The organism is Roseateles amylovorans (assembly GCF_025398155.2).
Classification (GTDB): domain Bacteria; phylum Pseudomonadota; class Gammaproteobacteria; order Burkholderiales; family Burkholderiaceae_C; genus Roseateles; species Roseateles amylovorans.
In genome coordinates this window covers 5,677,883-5,701,741 of record NZ_CP104562.2, presented here as the reverse complement: position 1 = coordinate 5,701,741, position 23,859 = coordinate 5,677,883, and the positions used below count along the sequence as shown (strand labels likewise).

Genomic DNA, 23,859 nt, shown 5'->3' with positions numbered 1-23,859 from the left:
CGGGCGTCCACGATGGAGATTGATGAATGAATGGCCGTATCCAACGGATCACGACCTTGCTACGGGTGTTCGGCGGTATCGCTTTGGCCGTTTGGGCGGGATGGACCTGGGGCCCTTGGGCCGCGCTGGCCGTGGTGGTGCTCTTTGTCGCCGGCCCGGCTTTGGTGATGCTCCCAAGCTTCCTGGTCCTGCGCTTTGTGCCTCCCGCGCCGGGTCTGCCGGTGGCGCCGTTGGGCGACCTGCTGCAGGCCTGGTGGCGCGAGGTGGTCGCGGTGACGAAGGTGTTCAATTGGGAGCAGCCTTGGGCCGAGCACCATCAACCCGACCATCTGCCGGCCGATGCGCACGGCCGCCGTGGAATGCTGCTGCTGCACGGATATAACTGCAATCGCGGGTTGTGGAACAGCTGGATGCCGAGACTGCGGCGCTTGAATGTCCCGCACATGGCGCTCACGCTCGAGCCCGCATTCGGCTCCATCGATGCCTACGCCGCCGACATCGACCGCGCCATGCGAACCCTTCAGCAACTCACCGGCGTACCGCCGTTGATCGTGGCGCACAGCATGGGCGGCCTCAGCGCACGTGCCTGGTGGCGAAGCCAGGGACATCCACAGGACCGGATCCATCACATCCTCAGTTTGGGAACGCCCCACCACGGCACATTGCTGGCGCGACTGGGAACCACGATGAACGCGCGACAGATGCGCGGCGACTCCGAATGGCTGAACCAGTTGGCACGCGAGGAACCACCCGTCCTGGGCCAGCACTTCGACTGCCTCTACGGGCACTGCGATCAGGTCGTGTTCCCGGCCGAGACGGCCGTTCTGCCTGGCTCGCGGGTTCTGCACCTGCCGGCACGTGGCCATCTGCAACTGATGTTCGAGCCACAGGCTTTTGATCGAGCAATTTCGCTTCTGAACGCGGATTGAGCATTCAGCCTGGCGTCCATCGACGGTCATCCCGAAAGCACACGCCCACGAAAGCCGCGCGAGGATTCAGATGAACCAAAAAAATGGCCCTGGGCATACGCCTCAGGGCCATTTCCTTTTGCGAAACGTGCGGCGCGACCGCCGCGTCGATCAGGCCTCTGCCTTCAGCACGCCGCGGCGAATCTGGTCGAGCTCGATGCTCTCGAACAGCGCCTTGAAGTTGCCTTCTCCGAAGCCTTCATTGCCTTTGCGCTGGATGATCTCGAAGAAGATCGGACCGATCACTTCCTTGGTGAAGATCTGCAGCAGCAGCTCATGCGGCGCGCCCTGGTGCGCCGCGCCGTCGATCAGGATGCGCAGCCGGCGCAGTTCATCCAGAGGTTCGTTGTGCTCGGGCAGGCGCTTGCTGACGAGGTCAAAGTATGTGTCGATGGTGTCCTGGAACACCACGCCGGTCGCCTTCATGCCTTCGACCGTCTTGTAGATGTTGTCGGTGCCCAGCGCCACGTGCTGGATCCCCTCGCCGTGATAGAGGTCCAAGTACTCCGCGATCTGGCTCTTGTCGTCGCTGCTCTCGTTGATGGGGATGCGGATCTTGCCGCAGGGGCTGGTCATCGCCTTGGACTTCAGGCCGGTCAGCTTGCCTTCGATGTCAAAGTAGCGGACCTCGCGGAAGTTGAACAGCCGCTCATAGAACTCCGCCCATTCCTTCATGCGACCGCGGAACACGTTGTGGGTCAGATGGTCGATGTAGGTCAGGCCATGGCCGCTCGGGCTCGACTCGACGGGCTTTCCTTGTGCATCCATCAGCGGCACGAAGTCGACGTCGTAGATGCTGATGTTGCCGATCTCGCCGGGTGCCGCGCCGTTCTTGCCCTGCCAGCGATCGACGAAGTAGATCAGCGAGTCGCCGATGCCCTTGATGGCCGGGATGTTCAATTCCATCGGACCGGCCTTGTTGTCGAAGCCCCAGGCCCCGAGTTCCAGTGCGCGACGATAGGCGAAGGCCGCATCCTTCACGCGGAAGGCGATGGCGCAGATCGACGGCCCATGCAGCCGAGCGAATCGCTGTGCAAACGCATCCTGCTCCGCGTTGATGATGAAGTTGACCTCGCCCTGTCGATACAGCGTCACGTTCTTGTGGCGATGCCTTGCAACGGCCACGAAGCCCATCGAGGAAAACAGCGCGCCCAGCGCCGCGGGGTCGGGAGCGGCGAATTCGATGAACTCGAACCCGTCGGTCCCCATGGGGTTGTCCCAGGGAATGAAAGCCATGTCTGTCTCCGAAGCCTCTGTGTCGAGGCAGCTATCGATGCCGCCACTGTAGAGGCGCCACCCCGCAGGATTCCTGCGATGGCAGGCGCGAGGACGGATCCTCGCGCAGGATTCTTGCGACAATTCCGGCATGGACAAGAAGATCGAGCTCGATGCCATCGACCGGCGCATCCTCCACGCCCTGCAGGCCGACGGCCGGATGACCTACGACGCGATCGCGGCGCAGGTGAATCTCTCCTCATCTGCCGTCTTGCGACGCGTGCGCCGACTGGAGGAATCGGGTGTCATCGCCGCGTACGTGGCGCTGCTGAACCCGGAGCGCGTCGGCTTGGGCCTCACCGCCTACATCAACGTACGGCTCGAAAAGCACACCGAAAGCCACAAGCGCAATCCGATGGATCTCTTCCGCGCGGCGGTGCAGACCTGGCCGGAGGTCGTCGAATGCTCGGCCCTGACCGGCGAGATGGATTACCTGCTGCGCGTTCTGGTCGAGGACATGGGACATTACGCGCGATTCATCACCGAAACCCTGCTCAAGCATCCCAGCGTCCAGGATTGCAAGACCAGCTTTGTCCTCGATCGATTGAAGAACACCACGGCCTTGCCGGTCTGACACGCCTTTCGCCTCCCGCGCCGTGGTCACGCAAGCCAGTGTGGAGTCTCGCAAGACCTGACCCCGCGTGGCCTTTCACTCAGCGGCGCTCGAGCACCACCGCCAGCTCGAACCATCCGCGGTCGTGTCGCCGCTGCACATACGGCGGCGCAGGCCATTTCCAAAGCGCCAGCGGAAACAGCGCCCGCATGGCGTGAATGTCGCAATGGTAGGGCGGGCCGATGATCTCGCCCTGCTCTGACGCGTCGTGCCGAGCCTGCATGAACAGGGCCAACAGCCGACCGCCCGGCTTGAGCCAGCGCTGCAACTGTTCGGCATAGGCCGTCCAATGATCGGGATGCAGCGCACACAGGCAGGTCTGCTCATAGACCAGGTCGAGCGCATGATCCGGCCGCCAAGCCAGCACGTCGACCTGCTCCACGCGGCCGGCAAGATGAGCCTCGGCCAGCGTCGCGCGGGCAATCTCCACCGCGGCGGGGGTGTAGTCCAGTCCGGTGACCTCAAGCCCTGCGCCGGCCAGCACCACGAGCTCATGGCCGCGGCCACAACCCGGCACCGCGATGCGATCACCGGTCCGAAGCAGCCCGGCCTCCAGCCAGGCCGTCAACTGCGGATGAGGGCCGCCACGATCCCAGCCGGTCTGGCCAGTCTCGAAGCGTTGCTGCCAGAACGCCGAATCGGGGCCCGCCATCAGATCACGCCGTCCAACTCGTGGACCAGCTTCAAGGTGTGCGCGGGCGAGAGATTCAACAGCGACCCGATCTCGACCAGATCATCCGGGACGGCGGGATTCTCCCAACGCTCCGACGTGTGCCGAGCCAGCCGGACGGCCAACGTCACGCAGCGGACCTGCGGGTCATTGCCCTTCTTGTCGTCGGTAATGTGGGTCAGCAGTTCGGGCAGGCGCCAGGCCTTCATCAGCGTCTGTTCCAGATCGCCCAGCTCCACATGCAGCACCTCCCGCTGCACCGCCACGCTGCGCAGGGTCGAATCCGCCTGCTGGCGATGCAGCACTTCCAGCGCCAGGTCCGGCGCTTCGCACCACATCAGCATCTCGGAGAAGTCATGCAGCAGCGCGGCGCTGTGGATCACCTCCGCATCGGGATCGGCGCGATGCGCCGCGAAACCCAGCGCGAATCGGGCCGCGCGCTCGGCACGGTGCAGAACACGTTGCAGACCGGCCATCGCATCGGGGCGATCGGCCAGTCGGTCCTCGACCGTCGGTTGCGGCCCGAACGCTTTGAAGAAGGGGGTGATGCCCAGCAGCACCAGCGCGGCGGTGACCGTCTCGGCGTCGGTCAGCAGCCGGCTGGAGCGCTGCGACGCCGCATGCGCCAGCAGCTTCAGGGTCATCAGTGGATCCTTGTTGAGGATCTCTCCGAGCAGATGGGCATCGGCGGCGTCCTCATTCGCGCGCCAGATTTCCAGCTGCTCGGCGGTGCTCGCCAGCACCGGGATCTCCATGCCGCGGAGATGCGAGGTCCAGGCCGCCAGATCGGGCAGTGGCCGGGTCAACGCCTGATGCGGACGGGGCACAGATGCAGGGGCAGTGGGCTGGTCGCTCATGGGTGTCGCAGACGATCAAGGAACGGCTGCCCGGAGGTGGGTGTCGTTCATCGTATATCGGCTCCGCGTCGGCAAGCTTGATGCCCGCGATGACCATGACCAGCGCCATCCAGATCGGCATCACAGCCGTTGCACACCCGCGAGGGTGCCCAGCAGCTGTCCGTTCAGATAGAGCGCGCCGTCGGGCCGACCGGCCTCGCAGCAGAACTCCAGCTCGATCGCCGCAGGCGCCTTGTCCGCCGCCGGTGCGGGCGCCAATTGCCAGGCCCAGCGGATCCACTGACCTCCCCAGGCCAGCATGTGGCGTGACAGCCAGTGCCGCCAACTGCTCGCGCTCACCGAACCGCCGCTGCGGTCCGGCATCCAAGTGATTCCTTGCATTTCTTCTCTCCCTGGGCGGCCTCGCGCGCGCTCAGGGCCGACCCTGAGGCGCCGCGGGCGCGCCGGTCACGGACTCAGTTCATCCCACCTCTGAAGCGCGCGCTTCAGCGACTGTTGCGCCTGCTGACGGCGGGCGCCGTTCGTGGGGCCGTGGCGGCCGGCTGCACGTTGCAGGCTGGGCGCCACATGCGGATTGCGCGGCTTTCGTAGGGCCGGCTTCGCTGGGCTTGGACGGGGTGAAGTGAACTGGGCCATGGCAGCCTCCTGAGGTGATGACAGCGTCGAGAGTCAAGCGCGCACCGATTCAGCGAAGGCCTTTGCCAGGCGATCCATTAGGGCGATGCGTTTGGAATTGCGCAGATGATAAACATTCGATTATCAAGCGCAAGTGCTTTTTATCTGACGTTGTCCCGTGCCGACGGGACGATGAAGCCGCTGCTGGCAGGCCACTTGTCGAAGTTCATTCAACTCAGAACTTTGGTTCGCTCAACTCAGAACTCGCACGCCACGCCGTGGCGGACGCCATCGCCACTGGCTTAGGCATCTCTGGGGTGAAGGGTGCGCCGATGTGCGAAGGGGACTCGGCGGACAGGGCCGCCGTTAGAAGTGCGCCGACACACGAGTGACTTGGATCAGTGCATCAAGCACAAGCCTGTGAAGCTGGGCAAGAGTTCTTGCTCAATAAGGGCGATTGCGGCTTGGGCGACCTGTCTTGCCCTTTTCGACGGATGCTAAGCGGATCACGAGGCTTGGCCAGTGGCACTTGTTAGGTGAGCATCGCCGCAGTGTTTTCCCATTCTGTGTGAGCAGCCTCGCCTATGCCCGGCCGGAGCTCGGGGCGCAAAAAAGGAGCGCGGGGCCATGGTGCGGATTCCGGTCGACTTGACCACCTGTGCCGGTTCAAGTTGACCGGGTCAGGGCTGGCCGGTTTAGGCTGATTGCTGCCGGTCAGTTTTGTCAGGCCTACGACGGCTGTGGCCGAAACCGGTCAGTGCGCATTTCGTGGCCGGATGATCGTCAGGCTCCTACATCCGTGCTCTGAGAAACTTTCCCCCGCCGTCAGCGAGCCTGCTTCGCTCAATCAGCTTGCCCGTGAACTGGAAGTCTTCGTTGATACGGACGATCAGCAACTGCTCGAAATCGCCTTGACGCTTGACGAGCACGTGGTCGTTGCCCTTCTCGGGCGAGATGGTTTTGACCTCGACGCGCTTGCCGGCGATGGTGCCATCAGACCCGGCCTGATGGGTTCCGTGGCGGCGAAGCCCGAACTTGAGCTCCGCGTAGATCTCTCCGAGCTCGCCCCACACCTGAAGGTATCTGCCAGTATTGCTGAAGTGGCGCGCAGCGCAATCCACCAGGTCTTCGAAGATTTCGGCCTGCTTCAGCACCGAGTACGGGAATCCATCCCTGCTTCGAAACTGTTCTCGCGGCTCTACTGAGTTGGCGTCGTCCGGCAACTGGTCTTCGAGTTCTGAGTCGATCCACTCCTTGCTCAGGTAAGCCTCATCCCAAGGTGCATACCCGACGGCGGCCGCGTCGGCGATATCCTCGGCGCTGTAGCCCTTGTCGCGCATCTCATGCAGAAAATCCCAGTCACTCATGGTTCCTCCTGTTCAGCGTCATTCTTGCATCCCGGTGCCCCCTGCCTCCGTCTTTCAGCCGAATTTCTCTAGGGTGTGATATAGATCCGCTCAGGGATGCCAAGCTGGACGTACCTCATCGACTCGGTAAGACCGACGTGCTTGACAAGTAAGGCCTCGATCTCGCCAGGCGTCCGCTGAGCTTCAGCTGCTATCGCCTCAATCCATTTTCTGTGCCAGGCAGGGTTCCAGGAGTTGATCGTGTTGTTTGCGACCAGTTGAATCCGCCGGAACGCGCCCTCTGTCAGGCCGAGATGCGCACGCTTGTCGAGCGACCTCGCGGATTCTGTCGTGTGGCTCATCCGGAGCATGCCTGACACTACGTGGCGCCACGTGAGCATGGGGAATATCTTGACCGCGAAGGGAAGGAACGCGTCTAACCGGTAGAGGGTTCGTGCCAGCATAAGGGCGGAGTCCTTGGCGTTGACCGGAAACATGGTCGCCAACACGGCCCTGGCGCCGCACGCTAGCGCAGCAGTCGCGACGGAGCTATGGCTACCATCGATGGGTTGGGTATCGCATGCGCTGAACATGACCACCGGCGGCAACTGGCACTTGCGCTTGAGAGCCCACATGTCCAAGGGTGCCCCACCGACGACTAGGCTTCCCATCCCAAGGTCGGTGTCATAGCGACCATGCCCGTCAAAAATCATGACAGCACCGTCGAAAGCCTGAATCGTCTCTATGAACTCGGCCTCAGTGCTGACGTCTACGAAGCGGTACTTCACATGCGTGAATCCGCCACCGGCAAACGTCTCCAAGGCCTGTTCAAGCACACAGCGGATAGGGTCGTCATCGCTGAACGATCTGATGATCAGCACGTTATGGAAGGCCGAGACCGGGAGATGCACCGGTGGGGCCATGTTCGTACCCCAGAACAAGTTGCCGGGGAACGGCGAAAGCCGAGACGTGTCGAACCGCAGACCAATTGGAATTCCGTTCGACGGCATGAGCTCCAACGGTAGGTCTGTGACGAGCTTGATGCCTTCGATGCAAGCCTTCTCTGGCGCGTCGATTCGCTTGAGAAATTCTTCGTTGACAAGCGAGCGCGCCTTCGCGCCAAGACGTTCTGTCAGCCGCGCAACCTTCCACGCATGGTGTGTGCCAACCTGCGCTCGAATGCAATGGGCCAAGGCAATGACGTCGCCTCTGACCTGATTCAGTCGTGGCTCTAGCCGCACGACCGGGCAGAGCGTTGCGCTGGACATGAGGCCTAACGCTGCCGTGAGTGCGTTCAAATCAGTGGCCCACATCGAGCTCAACATTCGCTGATATCGGGAGATGACTGGCTCGTGGTCCTCGTCAAACTGGATCTGCTGGAAGTAGGTTTGCGCTTGGATGACGGATGCGAGCGCGCGGCGGAACTCGTGGCGGTCGGTTGCATCGACGCTACGCGCCAGTTGCCTCCACTGTCTGAAATGCCCCCAGTACGTGCTGGCGACGGCCAAGATCAACCGGTGATCAACAAGACCAGGCACCTTTGCGCTGAGCAGTTGATCGCGCTCGGCAAGAATCGCATCCGTCGAGGTGCAAATCGCCGTCACGTAGCGTTTCGTTGGATCGCCATCAAGCTCCTGAATTGGCCGAGAGATCGCGCGCTCGCGGGTAAACTTGTAGCCGAAGGCGGCCAGGGCAAGCTCGTTAGGCGCGGTGACGTTGTGATGGCCGACACACAGGTAGTGTTTCTTCGGCTTCCGACGCGGGGCCTGCGTGAGCATCGCTCTGGTGGCTTTGACGAAATCCTTGCCTTCCCCTCTCGCGGAGAGCGAATCGAGAACTTGCCTCACGTACTCAGCGATCACTTCCGCCGTGACACCGGCTAGCGGCTTACGGCCCGGCGCGCCGACGGAAGAAATGTGGAGAACTGGTGTGCGTCGGCCAGCGAAGATCTGGTCGGTCACGAGCGCGACATCCGGATCGGTTGTGACACAGACGCAAAAGACGGCGGCCAGCAGATCCAGGGCCGCTGCAAACGAGTCGATCTGGATTGGGATCAGCGTCGGCCACGTAATACCGCCAAGGCGGTTCACCAGGACGTCGGTCACGCTCGAGTGGGGTTCTCGAACATCCATCGGCATCGCACTGATCAGCCTGAACGGACCTGCAGCGTCAAGCAGGCCCGGTGAGTACCACCCGAGCGGGCTATTCCGCTGCATGTCCTGCACTGCATGCGGGAAGAAGTAGTAGATCCGCGTCAGCTTCGCCGCTGCTATGGCCGCTCGGACATCTTCTACATCTTGTGTGGCTTGAGGCGTCGTCAAAAGTCGTCTCGTTATGGTGCGTACACGATCCGGGCCGGCGGAAAACCGGTGTGGGCGCTGCTGAAGCGCCGCGCTCCCTACAAGCTTATTCGATGCACAGTGCGGGCCAGAGAGCATTCCGCGCGGGGGATGGGGGCGGGACGAGCGGCCGACTAGGGCGCTCCGTGTCGATAGCTGCGGGGCCCGCCGTACGACAACGCCTATTGCTCGGAAGCGACTCCGAAAAGGCGGTAGCCCATCCGAAGGGTAGTTGGTGCCGGCTTGTTGGCGTTCAATAGGTGATTTGGCGGCCCGCGCTTACTGCCTGCAGCGCCGATTTGAGACTGTCCGGAGCGCCGAATCTAGGGAGAGCCTCGCATACTTTGAAATTTGTAGGAGGGAGTTATGGCAGAACAATTGTTTGCGCAGAGCGAGCTGGAGGCCGTCCTGCGCTTCTGCCGTGCGGAGTTCGTCGCCGACAACTACTTCCATGCCGTGCTGGAGGCGGCCAAGAGCATCGCCGACAAGCTGCGCACTACGACTGGCCTGACCGACGATGGCGGAAAACTGGTGGACGCCGCGCTAGGTGGTTCGACACCAGAGCTAGCGATAAATGGGCTTGAGACCGACAGCCAGCGTAGCGAGCAGGCAGGGTTCGCGAATCTGATCAAGGGTACGTTCGGGATGTTCCGGATCCCTGTCGCGCACGAGGCATGGATTTTGTGGACTATGAGCAAAGAGGGCGCCGAAGACCTCCTGTCGCTGGCATCACTGATCCATCGGCGCCTTGACGCCGCGCGCTGAGCTGAGGAGAGAAATTGCCAGCCGCATAGACATTCCATGGCGGCAATCGCGACTCAATGACATCGAACTGGCCGACAGCGGCCGCTCCAGATTGGAAGCACGACCGTCTGCAAACGCTGCGGAGCCGCCTTCCGGTCAGGACCAGCAAGGCGGTCAGGGCGGGCAAGCGCGCCGGTCAATCGTGATCAGCGCCCGCAGTCATGGGACGCTCACAACGACTTGACGCTGGCGCAAAGCAGGCCGGGCATGCCCGGCACGCCCGGCACGCCGGTAGCCTCCGCAGCTAGTTATGGAAATCGCTTATGACTTTGACGAGTACCGAGCTGTCAAGGCATCTCGAAGTGCCGCGTCCGTCGCAAGGCGAGCCATGTTTTCGGTCAAACCTTTGCCGACCTGCCATGAGATGCGCGCCGCAGCGTCGCGACATGCCAGCTCTGATATCTCGGCGTGGTCTTCGTCGAGGGCTCGTTCTTTCGAGCTTGCGGTAGGCGGGTTTGTGGCGGAGCTTGCCATTGGAATTTCTCCTCGTAGGACTCTGAACGGCAGATTCGCGACGGCTGATGGAGGCAGCCGAAGCCGAAGGCGCAAAAACGGGCTTCATCAAGATCATCACGCTCACAGTGCTGCGGCGGCCATCGTCCGAGAATCGCTGCATTGAGCTCTCCGCGAGCACTACGCCACCGGCTGCGAGATCACGGGCGCCACCGGCTGGGGAGAACAACGGCCCGGAGGCTGCAATCGTGCCGTTAATCCCCGCGTTGATTTCGACCGTTTCGATGAAGGATCAGCTCAAGGAAGTTGCGTGGGTTCCGCAGTGCAGGCACAGCAGCTTAGCCAGAACAGGTCCTGTCGTCACGCTCGTCAAACAGTCCGTCTTGGAAGTCGCACTGGATAGGGAAGACTGTCGAGCAGCGACTTGGATGGTCGGCTTGGTTGCTTGGGCCGTGTCGACTTTTCCTTGATTGGTGGGCTCTCGTACGGAAGCTCTAGATCGATCGGAAGACTATCCGTGCAAAGAAGTCGATGGATCTTGGTGCTCGCATCCCACCAGCGCTGAAGCGTGTCGTCTGAGCACTCGGCCTTCTGCGGTTCATTCGGACTGTGTCCTGAATGCGGAAGCAGCGACGCGCCGCATCGGCGGCAGTACGCCAGGCTGGCCACACGCGCCGTCTGATAGGAGCTTGTTATGCTGACTATCGTTGGGCTGACTGGGAGCATGACTAATGCGCTGCAAGCCTGGCACCGATCCTCTAGCAGGCATCGGTGGTGAACACACATGCGGTATACGCGGAAGCGCCAATGCGCAGGGAACGCCCGGCTGGAACACTGTGCCAAGCACTGAGGACAAAATCGGTAGACAGCCCGTGATCGCTCTCCTGATGCGCACGGATAGAGGAGATGGCGAGAGGTCTTCCGTCGAGGCTCATGGAGTGCCCAGAAAATTGCAAGAGATGGCGGGAGCGCTCGCAGCGTTTGAGAGTCCTTGGGGGCGACTCCTACAGATTGCGCGAAGTGGAGATCAAAGTCTCCTACCCGTGACGATAAATTCAGTGACCGCGAGAGAGCTTGAACGCTGACGCCTTGCGATAAGGCGATGCGTGTGAGCCAAGAGCTAGGTGACTCGAACGGCGCCGGCTTTGGGACGGCTCCGAGCTCTCGCAGCAACTGTCGGATCGAGTCCGCCGTTGATCCAGAACCGTTCGACCGCTCCATGTTCGTTGAGCTGCCCGCGCCTTCCCCAGAGCTTGAGCTGTCTGTGTAGGTGACGATGGTGGACTTATGCGTCTGCATCAAGGGCGCTCCGGATCAAATAGGCTGAGTTGGGATGCGGCGCGCGACCCATCAAGCCTGCGGCGCGGGCGCAGTGCCAAACGGGATAGCTCCTTTCCCGCGATCGCTCGGTCCCAATGGGTGATGCCCGCCAACTGCTGTTCCGCAAGGGCGTCAACGATGGCCTGTCGTTCCGAACTTGGCCGCGGGGTCGTCCGACGAAGGCCATCCAAGCCGCGATGGATAAGGTCGTGCGCCGCTGACGAAGGGAGCCAAGATCTCTGCGAGGCTATGAGGGCATGGCGGAAGGCCTGGTCCCCTCCTGCGAACGCTAAAACAAGCCGATATGCACCATCAGGACTCGTGCCTCCGAACCATCTTTCGAAGCCGAATGGGTCTGCTGAGGCGCAGTGGAACTCGAGCTCTAGGGCCGAGGCCATCCTTGCGCACCAGGCCACGACATCGGGTGCCGCAGGAACGGACTCGGCGTCGGCGTAGCCAAGAACCGCCCCGCAACTGCAGACAGCCAACGCAGGGCGATCGTCTCGGATCGCTCCGCCGCAGCGGATGCATCGGTCCTGCAGCACGACGTGGTGGATGTGGCACGCTGGATATGCAATCAAGTCCCATGCCCTGGACGCGAAGCCGCGCTCTGACAAGCAGGCTGCGCACACTTGATGCCTTGTCCCTCTCAATAGCCATGGTTCGCGCCATCGCATACCGAAGATCTCGACCTCAAGCCAGCCGTCACTGATCAAGGCGGTCGGCAGTCTGTGCCGAAACCACTCAGGCGCGACTCCGGCCAAGCTGGCCAGCTGGGATGACAGGTCGCTTGAGGTGACGCTTCGGTTAGCGCGCAGTTCGCGAAGAGACGCGCCATTGGCGGCAAGCAACCGGAGCATGTAGCCCGCTGCAGACTCCTCGTTGGCCGGTGGCGGCTTTAGCGGAAGGCCCGTCACTTGTCCCTCCAAGGGTTCGCTAGGCCCTGTAGCCCGGCAAGCGCTCGATCAAACGCTGCCCGCAGATCTTCGTCGGCGAGTTCCGTCCTACCCTTGTCCGTAGAAATCAGGACGGCTTCGATGACAAGCATCTTCAACCAACGCAGGCTTCCGCGGGTCGCACGTTGCAGGCGGTCCGAATTGGCGTGCGACAGCAGCGTCGCCATGCCGTGCTCGGGGCATTGAGACACCAATTGACTGATGACGCTCATCCAATCACGGTCGTAATCGAATCGCTTGAATTCGACGGCCGACGCGCAGCGGCTATGCAAGTACTTATCGCGATCCTGAAGCTGTAGCAGCCCTGCTCCGCCGCAGAGCACAAGCCCCACTCGATGGTCTACGATCTGTCGGAGATATTCGGTCACGGGCGTTCCCTCGTCACCACATGCCCCCTTGGAAGTTGTGGGGCGACAAAGGTTGTGGGCCTCGTCAACGAGGAGGACATGCGTGCGGTACTGCCGCAGCGCGTCTAGTGAGTTCTGGCGCTTGATAGCGATCTGGGCGTTGTTTGTCTTCGGGAATGGGTAGCGAAGGGCAGAAAGGATCGCCTCAATCGTCGAACCGAGAATGGGACTCTTCGGCATGCGAATGCGGATCGCACCGCGTCCAGCCTCGAAGAGGTCGTTGGGTGGCAAAGAGGCAAGGAAGTACTCCAGCAAGGTGGATTTTCCAACCCCAGCAGGGCCGACGATGCAGACGCCCGTCGGCGTTGACAAGGCTCGGCCGAGCTGGAATGCCCGATCAATAGCATTGAGTCCAGCTAGGAACTGAGGGTGCATTGCGATGGCCTCATCCACGGCCGCTCCGCGCCTCAGCGCTTCCGCGGAGTACAAGGATTGGCGGCGGGCGACGGCATCTCTGAAATGCTCGTCCTCACGGTCGTCTTCATTTTTTTTAGCGCGCATCACGACGACGGAGGGCTATAGGTTCGAACGTAGGGATGTCCGTTGGCATCGGCCTGAGCTCAGACTCGGTGATCAAGCGCGGCTGAGAATCACCTCCGGCCAGACCGCGCTCTGGCTTTGGTCCTAGAACGTGCCCGGAAGTCAGTTGCGCGAGACCACGCAGCTGGGTTGGCTTGAGCCGCCGTCCTCGGATGTGCTGGGTGTTCCATTCGTCTATGAGCTCGAGCTTCGATCGGATCAGCATCTCATCGGCGTTCCTTTGGTTGAGATCACCTTTGACCCTTGCTCGGATGGCCTTGTGCTGCACGATGGACAGACCAGTCGTGTACTCCGGGCGGCAACTGGGTACGCAAAGCCAGGCGCCAGACACCGGATCCCTGACGTACAGCTTGCTGATGTCGTTGGGATCCAACTTGATGGTTGTCGAGAATTTGGCCCCCGTAGCGCGTTGTAGGTCCCTAAGGCCATCGGAGTGGTAGCGCAGGTAGTTTTTGACGACCCCTTCATGGTTGACCGTGGCTGTGTCGGACTGCGCCACGATCAGATTCAGCTCCTCTGTGCTTGTCGGAAGAGATGGCGGAAGCAGTCCCTCCATGCCTTCCGAGAACTTCTCGAACGGCCTGCACAGCGTCCTTGCATTGCGCTCAAACGGAAGGATTTCTACAACCGCCTTCAAGATCCCTCGGCACAGTGCCCCAAAGGTGATGGCCGCAGTCTTGTCGGCCCTAAGCGGGAGGTAGTTGTTTCGGGGCTTCTCCACGCGGCCGGACGCGGGTAGGTAGAGGTTGAGCGTTCCAAGCGTCCGCTCAACAACTGGTTTGAACCACGGCTGCCGAGTCGGGCAGAACTCAAGGTCGGTCCCCAGATGCATGGCGACGGCGTGGAACTGCGGCGAGTGGAACTCCAGACCGTTGTCCGCCACAATCAGCATGGGAATTCCGTAGGGCAGCCATGGTTGGCCAAGACCCTGGTCGGCTGTCACATCGTGCTTGGGAGCGATCGCTACTTTGAGGGCAGCAAGCGCTGAGGCGAGGCCCGCGCCCCAGAAGCTGATGAAAAAGCCGGCGACGTACCCGCTGAAGGAATCAACGATGAGTGTGATGGTCGGCCGCCCAAGCGGCATACCTGACGTATCGTCAATGACAACCACGTCGAGGATGGTGTGGTCGATTTCATAGCGCTCCAACGGACGGGTGACTCTCAGACCAGCGAGCGAGTAGCGCCATTTATTCTTCGCGTAGGCTGGGCCGAATCTGGCCACGTCTCGCTCAAATGGGGGAACCGCCAGCACCATGCGTTTGACCGTCGACATGCTGATGCGGGCTTCGTCATGCGGAACTTCGCCCGCTTGCGCGAGCGCCGACAGCTTGCGATCGATGAGAAGCTTGGTCTCAGTCAGCACGGGCCGTTTTCTTTGGAGATAGTGGTCGCCGATCAGATCCTGTGCGGCCTCCCTGACCCGAGGGTTGGCGCGTGGGCCGGAGATTCGGATTGAAGATCGATGGACAAGTGCCGCGAGATTTCCTCCGCTCAACTCCGAGCGACGCATCCAGTCCATGACCGCCGAGGCGCTTGGCGGCCTGGGATCCAAGGCTTCCTTGCCCGCCGCTTGGAGCGGCAGCTTGCCTGCAAGACGATCGATCGCCTGGGTAATGCGCTTCCTCTGCCCACGCGTGATGCCGAGCTTCCTGAGGTAAAGCAAATAGCGATGCCGACGCTCTATCTCAGCCCTGACGTCCGGCCTCAGGTCTTCAACGGTCGAGATCAGAGCGGCGGGTCGTCCTGTAGTTCGCAGCAGCGAGGGCGAATCGCCGCGGTCGACGCTCAGCCGGCCGGAGTCCACCAGGCGGTGCAGCTCCGCCAGGGACATGGTGCGAGGTGCGTGGGTCAGTTCATCGAGAAAGACGACGGTCTTTCTCTCGTCGTCGAGAGCGCGTTCAAAGCGCCATGTTCTCTGTCCATCGCGCACTACCAAGCCAACTGCTACAACATAGATCCCCATCTTCCGGCTCCATGAGTTGGAGCCAATTCACAGATGCCAGATCCAACTCGGGGCCGACGGTCAGCAGGCGCCTTCCGACTGCGTGCATGACGACTCTGAGATCGATGCCCGCTTCAAGCGACTCGCCGATCTGGAGCCGGCCGGCCTCTTGAACCCATCGAAGAAGGGTCGACACCGCCTCTGGCGGTGCGGCGCGTCGGGCGGCATCGCGAAGTGCGCAGGCACGCCCGATACGCTCGTCGTCGAGGGACAAGTCGGTGCACACGAAGAAGTCGATTCCGCCGGACAACAACTGAGATGCACACCGATCAAACTTCCCCCGGTGCTCATCGACGAAGCGTTCGGCTTTGACCTCGACCACGATCTCCTGCCCATCGACAAAGGTGACCTGAAAATCGGGGGTGTACCGGTGAAGGCCACCATCGAGCTCGTAGTTCAAGGTCATGGGTTGATGGCGGATCTGCCTGGCCATAGGCATCAGCAACATCACTTCCACGGCCCCCCTCTCCAGATCGGATTCGTAGTGAATCGGCTCGGGCTGAAACCAGGGCGCGTGGATAGCCCCGACCTTCCGATGGGGGCTTCTGTGAATGACCGTGCGCGCGGGTTTCATCTGTGAAAAGGCAATAGTTTCCCAAACCCAGCATCGCTGGGGCTTGACGGGAGCCGGAGAGGGGTAGAAACTAATGCCTGCTAGGGGGTTGTTTCTACAGCCTCGGAACGCCGGCCCGTCGCGAGATTGGTCGGTGTTCTTTTTTCTACATGGTGCTCTCCTGCTGTTGTGGAATTTCTGTGTTTCCTAGCAGGCTCGCCTTGAGGCCGAGCGCCACGGCGACGCGGTGACCGTCGCCGTGCAGAGCTTGGCAACTGCCGCGAAGCACGTGATACACGATGTTTGCGGAGAATCCATGCCTGCGAGCCCAGCCCGCGACGGTCTCACCTCGCAGATAGAAGTCTTCTCTCACGCGAGCAAGGTCGTTGGTGGTGAATCTGGGCATGGCGGCAATCCTGCAATTGCTGCCGAATATAGCGGCATCTTGCAATACTTATCAACGTGAATTCTTTATTGCAGAGTAATGCCGGGAGGGGGTTGTTGTGTTCCGCCATCAAAACTACTTTTAATATAGCAGTTTTGGGAGGTGGGTGATTTTGCACATGCGGATTTAATGTGCACTGGGCGCCGCTTCACCCTGAATCAAGCAGCCGCCTTGTAATTGCGGGTCAAGTTGGCATCTAGGACGCTAGTGGCATACGTCGCTAGTGAGCCGGCCCTGTCCCTGACAACCAAAGGATCACGCGTCCATGGCTCGACTCTCCATCCGCACCAATGACCTGAGAGCACTGTTTGCGCGTTCAGGCAACCGATGTGCGTTCCCTGGTTGCGCCGCGCCGCTGGTCAGTGAGAAGAATCTTTTCATCGCCCAGGTCTGCCACATCGAGGCGGCCGAGCTCAAAGGAGAGCGGTTCAATCTGCAACAGACCGATGAGCAGCGGCGGGCCTACGACAACCTCATCTTGCTGTGTTACCCGCATCACGTCGAAACAGACGATGCGGCGTTGTATCCGCCCGATCGGCTGCGCGCGATGAAGGCCGATCACGAAAAGGCGTTCGGGCAAAAGCTCTTTCAGATCGATGAAAGCTTGCTGCACAAGGTCAGCGCGGAGATGTCGCAGTACTGGAAGGACATCGCGCACCAGCACCGAGAGCACCACGTGGTATCTGAGCTGGCCATTGAGATCGACGTGAGCGCGTCGTACACGACGCTGGCTGATCAGGCCGCGGCCTTGGCGACTGATCTTTCGGAGATCCAAGACTATCTCATCGAATCGGAGCGGCTCCGAGCCGATCCCGAGGCCAGCCAACTCCTCACGCAGGCTGTAGCGTGTTTCTCCAACGACTTCGAGGTGTTGCATCTGCGCATGACCAACACCGTGACCAAGCTCTCGGTGACCCTGGTACAGATGGAGATCCGGTATCTGGAGGAGTTCGTCAAGCTGAACCCGTCTGACTTGCCTGCCCGTCAGCGGCTGGACGAGCGAAAGACGGAGTTCGCGAGTATTGCGACGAGTGTGGGCTACGTGGACTGAGCGGATCGCCTCGGCCATCGCCGGACGCCTCTGGACGCATGTGGCGACTGTTGCGGCGCCCGTCGCGGTCACACGTTGTTGACGCGAGAATTGGTGTCTCAGCCAAGGCGGTCCTGCGTTCCCGTAAGCCCCCCGGTCGGCAAGCTGATTCGTCCCGCACGGGTGTCCGACGGCGCATGGCGTCCCTCGCGCTTACCAGTCTCTATGTCACTTCACAACTCACTGCCCCAGGAATGGCCAGACTACCTCCACGACGACGCGGAAGTCCAGCCTGCACTGACTGTGCCGCCCGCGGGCCGCTACGTCCTCGATTTCGCTTCGCTGCAACCTCTGGGCTTCGAACAGTTCTGCTGGTGGCTGCTGCGCAAACATCGCAGGCTGGTGGGTTGCAAGCGCCTCGGCGGGCCCGGGCTCGCACAGGGAGGAATTGACCTTTTCGCATTCGATGACGTTGCGCCGGACCAATTGGTTGTCTTCGAATGCAAGAGCGGTGAGGGCTTTTCGGCGAGTAGCCTGACGAAGGCGATGGAGAAGTTCGACGAGGGATCGTGGAAATCGTCGACCCGAGAGTTCTACTTGGTCCTCGCGAAGTACGAGATCGAACCACCCCTTGCGGAACGGTGGAGACAGGTGAAGAGGGACCTACGCGAGAAGGGAATCCACGGCGCACTGTGGACGGCACACACGCTGACGGCGATGGTGCAGGAACACCCGGACGTCCTGTCCAAGTTCTTTCCGACGTACCCGATCGAGCATTTCGGCAACAAGTGGATGCAGCGTGTCGGGTTCCACGAGGCGTTCAACAAGGCCTTCTTTGATCCGCGTGAGCACGTGCGGGCTCAAGCGTTCGCTTTGGCTCAACAGGGTGAGCTTGAGATGTCAGCGCCGGCCGATGCCCCGTTGAACGAACCATCAACCGACGCATCATTGCCGATCCTGGAGCCAGAAAGTTCCAAGGAGTTCAAACGCATCGGCTACAACTGGTCGTACCGCGGGCCCTGGTTCTCTATCAGCGCCATCCTGCCGGGCCCACAGTTCAACCACCCCTCGGCCGCCATCGACTTCAACATTGCCAACCTCACTGGTTTGACGCTGGCGCTCGGCGGACGGTGGCTGCATGACAAGATGCTGTTCGCTACAGGTTCGCCGATCACGCACGAGCATCGCGGCTTCGTGGTGGGACCAGTTCCTGGGCTGGAGGGCTTGGTGATAGACCTCTCATCGGCCCGCCTTCGGTTGCCCGACGACGTGGTGGAAGAGCTGGCGAGCGTTGCCGATGCGTTGACGGATGCCGTCCAAGATGCGTATCTGGAGCTGGAGTCGAGGTGGGGGAGCGCCGGATTCCCATTCGTCAACTGGTCCGGAAATCGGGTGGTGCTCGGCGCCATTGACCGCCGAGGCTGGCACGAGATCATCGCGTTCGCACGTGCCCACGACGTCAGTGCTGGCGATCAGCCATGGTGCATGTTCGACGCCGCGCAAGACGTCTTGAAGCCGTATGTCATCCAGACGGAACGCCATAGCGGGCGGTTCGACCTTGGCTATCACGGCATCTTCTACGCGAGCGCGGATGTTGAGATTGACCTGGCCGAGGGGCACTTGGCCATCATGTGGCAGCCGCCCGATGCCCACTCGAATGAGGAGCTTTCCGAGCGAGGCTGGTGGCCAGTGGAGTTCGCCCATCGCTGGCTTGACGATGAATTGCTTCCTGAGGTGCGGCGATGGGTATTGCAGCGCGAGTTCCCATCGTGGATCGGTCGGCTGGCCCGTCGTAACGCGCTATCGCGCTTTCAAGGCATCTTGGAGGCGTGCATAGACTTGCGCGATCTTCGCCGCCCGTCGCTGCTAGATGAGGATCGACTCGTTGTGCCCACGCGTGGCGCTGTGGAGCGCATGCAATCGTTCTTCAGTGCAGCACACAACCGACCTCATGCGTTCGTGAGTGCGCCCGTCGTGGAAACGCTATTCGCGGCGTTGGCCATGCTCACTCGCCTGCAATATGGGCACGTTAGGTACGTGGTGGGGAGCCTGAGTCTGGCCGGGGCGCCAAAGACACATGCTGAACTGGAGATGGCAATCTTGGCGCGTGTCCGCGAGCACAAAGTTGTGCCAAGCACCTCCGGGATCGACTACGCGCTGCGAGCCTTCTTGGAGCTTCTACCTGCGGACGACACGCTGGTTCCTCGGGCGATGGACGACGTGCTCAGGGCTGCACTCGTACCGTTGGCACGCGTTCACGACGCCGCACAATTGGCCCGCCGGCATGAGCCGCCCACCCAAAGATGATCTGCTGAGTCCCTGGCCGGAGCCCTCAGCGGGCATCGAACGCCTCAGGCCTGAGACTGCACTTGCGCTACCGTGCCGAGGCCGATATGGGCACCCACCGAAGTTGAGCGTGGCGGCTACAGCGGCGTTCGATCAAAGTTCGCGACCCCAGGCCCGAACTCGGCGATCGCCTTTTCTTTCACCGACTTCAACGTCAGGCGGAGCTCGATCAGGTCATTGCCATAGTCGGCGACCTCATCCTCGTCTTGCGAGGTCTGGCAGATGTTTGCCCACTTAGCGTCCAGCTCGGTGAGCGCTTCGAGAATGCAGTGCGCTTCCCAGCGCGTCAGGTCCAACGTCAGCGATTTCATGCTTGTTTGCCTTGCTTGAAGAACACACGGAACGCCTTCATCCCAAGCTCCTCCAGCAACCCCTTGTACTTATCGAGCGGCATGTTAACCGTCGGTGCAATCGAGTAGTGGCCGGGGCGATCGTGAACGAGCTTCAGCCCTTGAGGCATCGGCGTGGCGGCGTTGAACTGCCAGACCCAGCCGCTCATGTCTCGCTCGGCCAGTCCTTGCTCGTTGAACACGCTGACGCCGGCGTTGTTCGCGATGACCACAACGATGTCGTTCACCTTTGTCAGGTCGACATCGCGTGGTCTGATGTTGCTGAGCCTTGGGCTGCCTGCGTTGCCGAGGCGGAAGACATCTTCGGGACAGATGTAGAACGAGTTGGGGAACATGAACCTCTCCTGATGAGAGGCCAGTGGACCGCCCAGCTGCGGCCCTGCCTAGTGACGTAAGCCACGTCAACTGTGCCGGCGCCGAAGTCGTAAGGCTCTGTACGAAGCGGCTCAGAAGCGCTGAACGAAGCAGAGAATGCGAGCAGCAGCATTCGCGGTTCCGCAGACCTTAGCGCCCGCGAGTTGCGGTTCCTAGGGGCAATGACGGCGGCCGTTGAGGTGGATGTTGCTTGCGCTATGGCCGTGTTTGACCCGGGTCATTTCCATGGAAACTGACGGGTCAGCCGTCCGTCGGGCGCATCAGGCTCAACCAGCCTCGAACAGCTTCCCTTCTGGCATGCAACGCCCGTTCGCGAGAATTCGCGGCAATCATTGGCCGAATGGACCCCATAGCAAACGCTTCGTCTTCCCATGCCAGCCACCGCTTGTTGAATTCTTTCCACGCTCTATGCAGTTCGCGAAATCGTGCTCGCTCGCCCATCTCGGTTGCAGCAGTCAGAGCTATTCGGATTTCCGCGGCCAGCGCCTTTCTTTCGGCCCTGCAAGAAGACCAGGCGTCGACATTCATCTCGTACTGTGTCAGCGGCAGGTCTTTCCAGATCGTGGTCCACATGACGGCGTCCAAAGCGCTCACAAACGCCGCGCATGAATTGACAGCATCCCTCGCCTCATCGAACGAGAGGTCGAACTTAGTCGCCGCCTCGTGAGCCAAGATGTGTCGCCTCTCGAATGCCAGAGCCAGCCCGCGCCACAAGTCATCTACCGACACCACCAGGAGTTCCGCTGCGCCCACCCCAGTACTCCGCAGGCGATAGGGATCGCGCGCCTCAGCAACCAAGTTCTTAATATCGGCGCCGAGGAGCATGCTAAATGCGACCTCAAGACTGGAGACTGAGTTGAATGGAATGACGTGCGCTACAACTTCACCGATCGTCACCGCCTTTCGATGAAGCAACGGAACAACGTCTACTGCTGATTTCAGTCGATCCTTCGAGAGTGCAAGCCCTCGTTCAAGATATGGCGAGCCTGCATTGACGATGGAAGCCACCGCAGCTTTAAAGTGGCTCTCAAGAACCGCAACTGCGGCGACGGGAAAATGCCGGAAGAGTTCTGCATCGCCCGTGGAACCTACGCTTTGCAAGCTACGATCTAGTTGGTTCAAGCGTGCAGTTGTCTCGAACAGTTCCACTCCATCGATTCGGCCAAAATGCATTCTGGCGCGGATGCTTTGCACCTGCGACTCAATCTCTGTTCCAAATCCTTTTGCCATCCTTCCAACTCCCCATTATCCGAGGACACATTCTCGGCCTACAACACAAACGCACGGCCGGCTCAAGGTTGAAGTGCGACACCCCGCATCTTGTAAGGTGTCGCGAAAATGGGAACTCACTACTCGCACTTGAGCCAGACGGATCGCGTCGCGATTCAGTTGCTGCTCCAAGCCGGATGTAGCCGACGTCAGATTGCAGACAAGCTCGGCTTCAGTCCCTCCATCATCTGTCGCGAAGTCATTCGCGGCAAGTCTTCTCCGACGGCTCTTGCCCGCAGCTATCGGGCTGCCCCGGCCCAATGCCGCAGTGTCGAGCGACGTGCAGCGGCGGGTGCCGCGCGGCGAAAGCTTGGCCTCGATCTCAAGACGCCTCTTTGGCGGACCGTGCTCGGTGGACTGCGGTGCCGTTGGTCGCCCGAACAGATCGCGTGCAGACTTCGCGAGATGAAACCAGCTTCGACTGCCCCTGCTTGTGCTCCCCTGGCCGTATCTCACGAGACCATCTACGGGGCCATCTATGCCATGCCGCGCGGCACGCTGCGTTCTGAACTGGTCGAGCTGCTGCGCCAGAGCCACAAGACGCGTCTGCCTCGTAGCCGAGGCACCGAGCGCAAGGCACGCCTACCCAACATGACCTCCATCGCTTTGCGCCCCCCAGAGGTGGCCGCGCGGATCGTGCCTGGTCACTGGGAAGGGGATCTGATCAAGGGGGCCATGAATCGCTCCTCCGTCGGAACCCTGGTCGAACGACTGAGCCGCTACGTCATGCTGGTCAAGCTCGAAGGCAACACCGCCGAGGACATCCTCAACGGCTTCCGACGGCGCCTCAAAAGCGTCCCTGAGAGCCTGCGCAAGACCATGACCTACGACCAAGGCTCGGAGATGGCGATGCACGAGAATCTCAGCGCCGACTTGAACATGGACATCTTCTTCTGCGACCCACATAGCCCATGGCAACGCGGATCGAATGAAAACGCCAATGGGCTTGACCGCCGACGGGCTTCAGCGCTAGAACCACCATCGACCACATGAAGCGATGGGGCGCGTGCCGCCAGTCGAGTACCGTATGAAACGATTCCCTGACCTCTACTTCTGACTGGCACAGGAAATCAAGGAGGCTTCACAGCCACTGCGGCGCGACATGCAGGACGTGGGGACAATTCCGGCGGGGCGGTGCCTGCGGACCTCTTCCGTGCCTCTGCTGAAGTTGTCGCCTGCTCGGTCAGCGGCGTCCGAGACGGTGGACCTCACCCAAACTCGCCGAGTTCAGTGTTCAATGGTCGAAAGCGCTGAAAGTTCAGCGTTGAGTGAGCCACCGATTCCAGGTTCACTGCTCATCGGTTCTGTAGGTGGTTGATCGCGCTCAGCCTGTCTGTTCGGGGCTGAGTGGCTTCCGACACCACTGGCTCGTTGCCCAGGATGGGCATGCAGCCCTTCGGCCGTGTCGTTGTGAGGCGCGCTGCGGCGTGTGGTCGCAGACGCGCCGGCGCCATGCGTGGGACCAGGACCTCGCGCCGATCGCAGGGTGCAAGGCGCGTCGAGGTGTCCCGCAGCGGCATGCAAGGTTCGGTTCGGGGCGGCTCGTCGAGCGGTCGTCGAGCTCTCGTCGACGAAGGCGTCGGAATGCGGTGGGCTTGAGGGGTCGGCGGCCCGGGGGCCGAGCCTGGACCTCAGACGGCCCGGCGGGCGGGATGCTCACGCATCCCTTGATCATCGGTCTGCGCGTGTGTGGCGCGCGTGAGGGGCGGCGGGCTCAACCCCGTTGGCCGGCGTAGCGAACGAAGTCAGGACGCTCTTGATAGCCGAGCACCGCAGCAGCGATGCCGCGCGGCAACTGCTGAACGCCTCGGTTGTAGGCGACCAGGGCCTGGCCATAGCGTTGCCGGGCCGCATCCACCGAGGACTGCCCCTGGGTAAGCGACAGGAACAAGGCCTGCACATGGCTGTCTGCGGCCAGCGACGGATCGCTGCGCAGGTTGGCCAGCAAACGGAACAGCGCGCCGGTGCATTCGGCGCGCTTTTGCTTGTAGTGGTCGAAGCGTTGAGGGTCGTCGAGCAGGGTGGTGTCCGTGTCGAGTTGCGCGAGCAGGCCGCATTGGGCGCGGGCGCTGGCGCGCGCTCGGGCATCGATCCCGGGCTGGCGATCGGCCAGAGCCAGCACGGCGGGCACCTCGGCCAGTTGGGCCCGTTCCGCGGCGTGCACATCGGCCCAGCGGGTGAGCACCGTCTGTTCGTCGTGCCGCAGGTCCTGCGCGGACACGGTCACGAAGCCGGCCACGCCGACGGCGGACAGCAGTGCGAAAGTGATGAGGGTCTTGTTCATGGCAGTCGCCTTGAAGGAGGACCGGGGCGACGCACGCGCCGC

Annotated in this window: 22 protein-coding genes; 6 read left to right on the top strand and 16 right to left on the bottom strand. The window is 61.5% G+C overall.

Annotated elements, in window-relative coordinates; all coding sequences use genetic code 11:
* Window positions 1–230 precede the first annotated feature (230 nt).
* Window positions 231–929: an esterase/lipase family protein gene (locus tag N4261_RS23610; protein ID WP_261757684.1), complete on the top strand. Its 699-nt coding sequence runs from the start codon at window positions 231–233 to the stop codon at window positions 927–929.
* Window positions 930–1,079: 150 nt separating this feature from the next.
* On the opposite strand, the gene hppD is transcribed toward N4261_RS23610, so the two are convergent.
* Window positions 1,080–2,204, bottom strand: a complete 1,125-nt coding sequence (hppD, locus tag N4261_RS23605; RefSeq protein WP_261757683.1) for a 4-hydroxyphenylpyruvate dioxygenase — start codon at window positions 2,202–2,204, stop codon at window positions 1,080–1,082.
* Window positions 2,205–2,334: 130 nt separating this feature from the next.
* On the opposite strand from hppD, the gene N4261_RS23600 reads away from it, so the two are divergent.
* On the top strand, window positions 2,335–2,817 hold the full coding sequence (locus N4261_RS23600; protein WP_261757681.1) for an Lrp/AsnC family transcriptional regulator: 483 nt from the start codon (window positions 2,335–2,337) through the stop codon (window positions 2,815–2,817).
* Window positions 2,818–2,896: 79 nt separating this feature from the next.
* Here the strand turns inward: N4261_RS23600 and N4261_RS23595 are convergent, their stop codons facing one another.
* The 5 genes from N4261_RS23595 to N4261_RS23575 form a co-directional block, all read right to left on the bottom strand.
* Window positions 2,897–3,508 carry a TPMT family class I SAM-dependent methyltransferase gene (locus tag N4261_RS23595; RefSeq protein WP_261757680.1) on the bottom strand — a complete coding sequence of 204 codons (612 nt, stop codon included), beginning with the start codon at window positions 3,506–3,508 and terminating at the stop codon, window positions 2,897–2,899.
* The gene (locus N4261_RS23590; protein WP_261757679.1) at window positions 3,508–4,383 is read right to left on the bottom strand and encodes an HDOD domain-containing protein; all 876 of its coding nucleotides are present in this window, start codon (window positions 4,381–4,383) and stop codon (window positions 3,508–3,510) included. The genes N4261_RS23595 and N4261_RS23590 overlap by 1 nt, the downstream gene beginning before the upstream one ends.
* 120 nt (window positions 4,384–4,503) lie before the next feature.
* Window positions 4,504–4,764: a hypothetical protein gene (locus N4261_RS23585; protein ID WP_261757678.1), complete on the bottom strand. Its 261-nt coding sequence runs from the start codon at window positions 4,762–4,764 to the stop codon at window positions 4,504–4,506.
* Window positions 4,765–5,789: 1,025 nt separating this feature from the next.
* On the bottom strand, window positions 5,790–6,365 hold the full coding sequence (locus N4261_RS23580; RefSeq protein WP_261757677.1) for a DUF6998 domain-containing protein: 576 nt from the start codon (window positions 6,363–6,365) through the stop codon (window positions 5,790–5,792).
* Between the two features lie 68 nt (window positions 6,366–6,433).
* Window positions 6,434–8,665, bottom strand: a complete 2,232-nt coding sequence (locus N4261_RS23575; protein WP_261757676.1) for a CHAT domain-containing protein — start codon at window positions 8,663–8,665, stop codon at window positions 6,434–6,436.
* Between the two features lie 384 nt (window positions 8,666–9,049).
* On the opposite strand from N4261_RS23575, the gene N4261_RS23570 reads away from it, so the two are divergent.
* Complete coding sequence (locus tag N4261_RS23570; RefSeq protein ID WP_261757675.1) at window positions 9,050–9,448, top strand: TIGR02391 family protein; 399 nt, start codon at window positions 9,050–9,052, stop codon at window positions 9,446–9,448.
* Window positions 9,449–10,309: 861 nt separating this feature from the next.
* Here the strand turns inward: N4261_RS23570 and N4261_RS26180 are convergent.
* The 6 genes from N4261_RS26180 to N4261_RS23550 form a co-directional block, all read right to left on the bottom strand.
* Entirely contained in the window at window positions 10,310–11,161 is an 852-nt protein-coding gene (locus tag N4261_RS26180) for a TniQ family protein (RefSeq protein ID WP_354005416.1), read from the bottom strand.
* A gap of 77 nt (window positions 11,162–11,238) precedes the next feature.
* The gene (locus tag N4261_RS26175; protein WP_354005383.1) at window positions 11,239–12,177 is read right to left on the bottom strand and encodes a TniQ family protein; all 939 of its coding nucleotides are present in this window, start codon (window positions 12,175–12,177) and stop codon (window positions 11,239–11,241) included.
* The gene (locus tag N4261_RS23565; RefSeq protein ID WP_261757674.1) at window positions 12,174–13,124 is read right to left on the bottom strand and encodes an AAA family ATPase; all 951 of its coding nucleotides are present in this window, start codon (window positions 13,122–13,124) and stop codon (window positions 12,174–12,176) included. Before N4261_RS23565 ends, N4261_RS26175 begins: the two co-directional genes overlap by 4 nt.
* Entirely contained in the window at window positions 13,114–15,126 is a 2,013-nt protein-coding gene (locus N4261_RS23560) for a transposase family protein (RefSeq protein WP_261757673.1), read from the bottom strand. Before N4261_RS23560 ends, N4261_RS23565 begins: the two co-directional genes overlap by 11 nt.
* A complete protein-coding gene (locus N4261_RS23555; RefSeq protein WP_261757672.1) occupies window positions 15,062–15,739 on the bottom strand; it encodes a Tn7 transposase TnsA N-terminal domain-containing protein in 678 nt (225 codons plus the stop codon). Before N4261_RS23555 ends, N4261_RS23560 begins: the two co-directional genes overlap by 65 nt.
* Window positions 15,740–15,884: 145 nt before the next feature.
* Entirely contained in the window at window positions 15,885–16,124 is a 240-nt protein-coding gene (locus N4261_RS23550; RefSeq protein WP_261757671.1) for a helix-turn-helix domain-containing protein, read from the bottom strand.
* A 304-nt stretch (window positions 16,125–16,428) separates the two neighbouring features.
* Here N4261_RS23550 and N4261_RS23545 point away from each other — a divergent pair, with 304 nt between their 5' ends.
* Together N4261_RS23545 and N4261_RS23540 are read left to right on the top strand one after the other, a co-directional pair.
* Window positions 16,429–17,214 carry a hypothetical protein gene (locus N4261_RS23545; protein ID WP_261757670.1) on the top strand — a complete coding sequence of 262 codons (786 nt, stop codon included), beginning with the start codon at window positions 16,429–16,431 and terminating at the stop codon, window positions 17,212–17,214.
* Between the two features lie 204 nt (window positions 17,215–17,418).
* Window positions 17,419–19,500 carry a hypothetical protein gene (locus N4261_RS23540; RefSeq protein ID WP_261757669.1) on the top strand — a complete coding sequence of 694 codons (2,082 nt, stop codon included), beginning with the start codon at window positions 17,419–17,421 and terminating at the stop codon, window positions 19,498–19,500.
* A gap of 116 nt (window positions 19,501–19,616) precedes the next feature.
* Here the strand turns inward: N4261_RS23540 and N4261_RS23535 are convergent, their stop codons facing one another.
* The 3 genes from N4261_RS23535 to N4261_RS23525 form a co-directional block, all read right to left on the bottom strand.
* Window positions 19,617–19,850: a hypothetical protein gene (locus N4261_RS23535; RefSeq protein WP_261757668.1), complete on the bottom strand. Its 234-nt coding sequence runs from the start codon at window positions 19,848–19,850 to the stop codon at window positions 19,617–19,619.
* Window positions 19,847–20,224: a Tse2 family ADP-ribosyltransferase toxin gene (locus N4261_RS23530; RefSeq protein ID WP_067070534.1), complete on the bottom strand. Its 378-nt coding sequence runs from the start codon at window positions 20,222–20,224 to the stop codon at window positions 19,847–19,849. Before N4261_RS23530 ends, N4261_RS23535 begins: the two co-directional genes overlap by 4 nt.
* Window positions 20,225–20,504: 280 nt before the next feature.
* A complete protein-coding gene (locus N4261_RS23525) occupies window positions 20,505–21,494 on the bottom strand; it encodes a lysozyme inhibitor LprI family protein (protein ID WP_261757667.1) in 990 nt (329 codons plus the stop codon).
* A gap of 108 nt (window positions 21,495–21,602) precedes the next feature.
* Here N4261_RS23525 and N4261_RS23520 point away from each other — a divergent pair, with 108 nt between their 5' ends.
* Window positions 21,603–22,526, top strand: coding sequence for an IS30 family transposase (locus tag N4261_RS23520; RefSeq protein ID WP_261757666.1), 924 nt, complete (start codon window positions 21,603–21,605; stop codon window positions 22,524–22,526).
* Between the two features lie 721 nt (window positions 22,527–23,247).
* On the opposite strand, the gene N4261_RS23515 is transcribed toward N4261_RS23520, so the two are convergent.
* On the bottom strand, window positions 23,248–23,817 hold the full coding sequence (locus N4261_RS23515; protein ID WP_261757665.1) for a LemA family protein: 570 nt from the start codon (window positions 23,815–23,817) through the stop codon (window positions 23,248–23,250).
* Window positions 23,818–23,859: the final 42 nt, after the last annotated feature.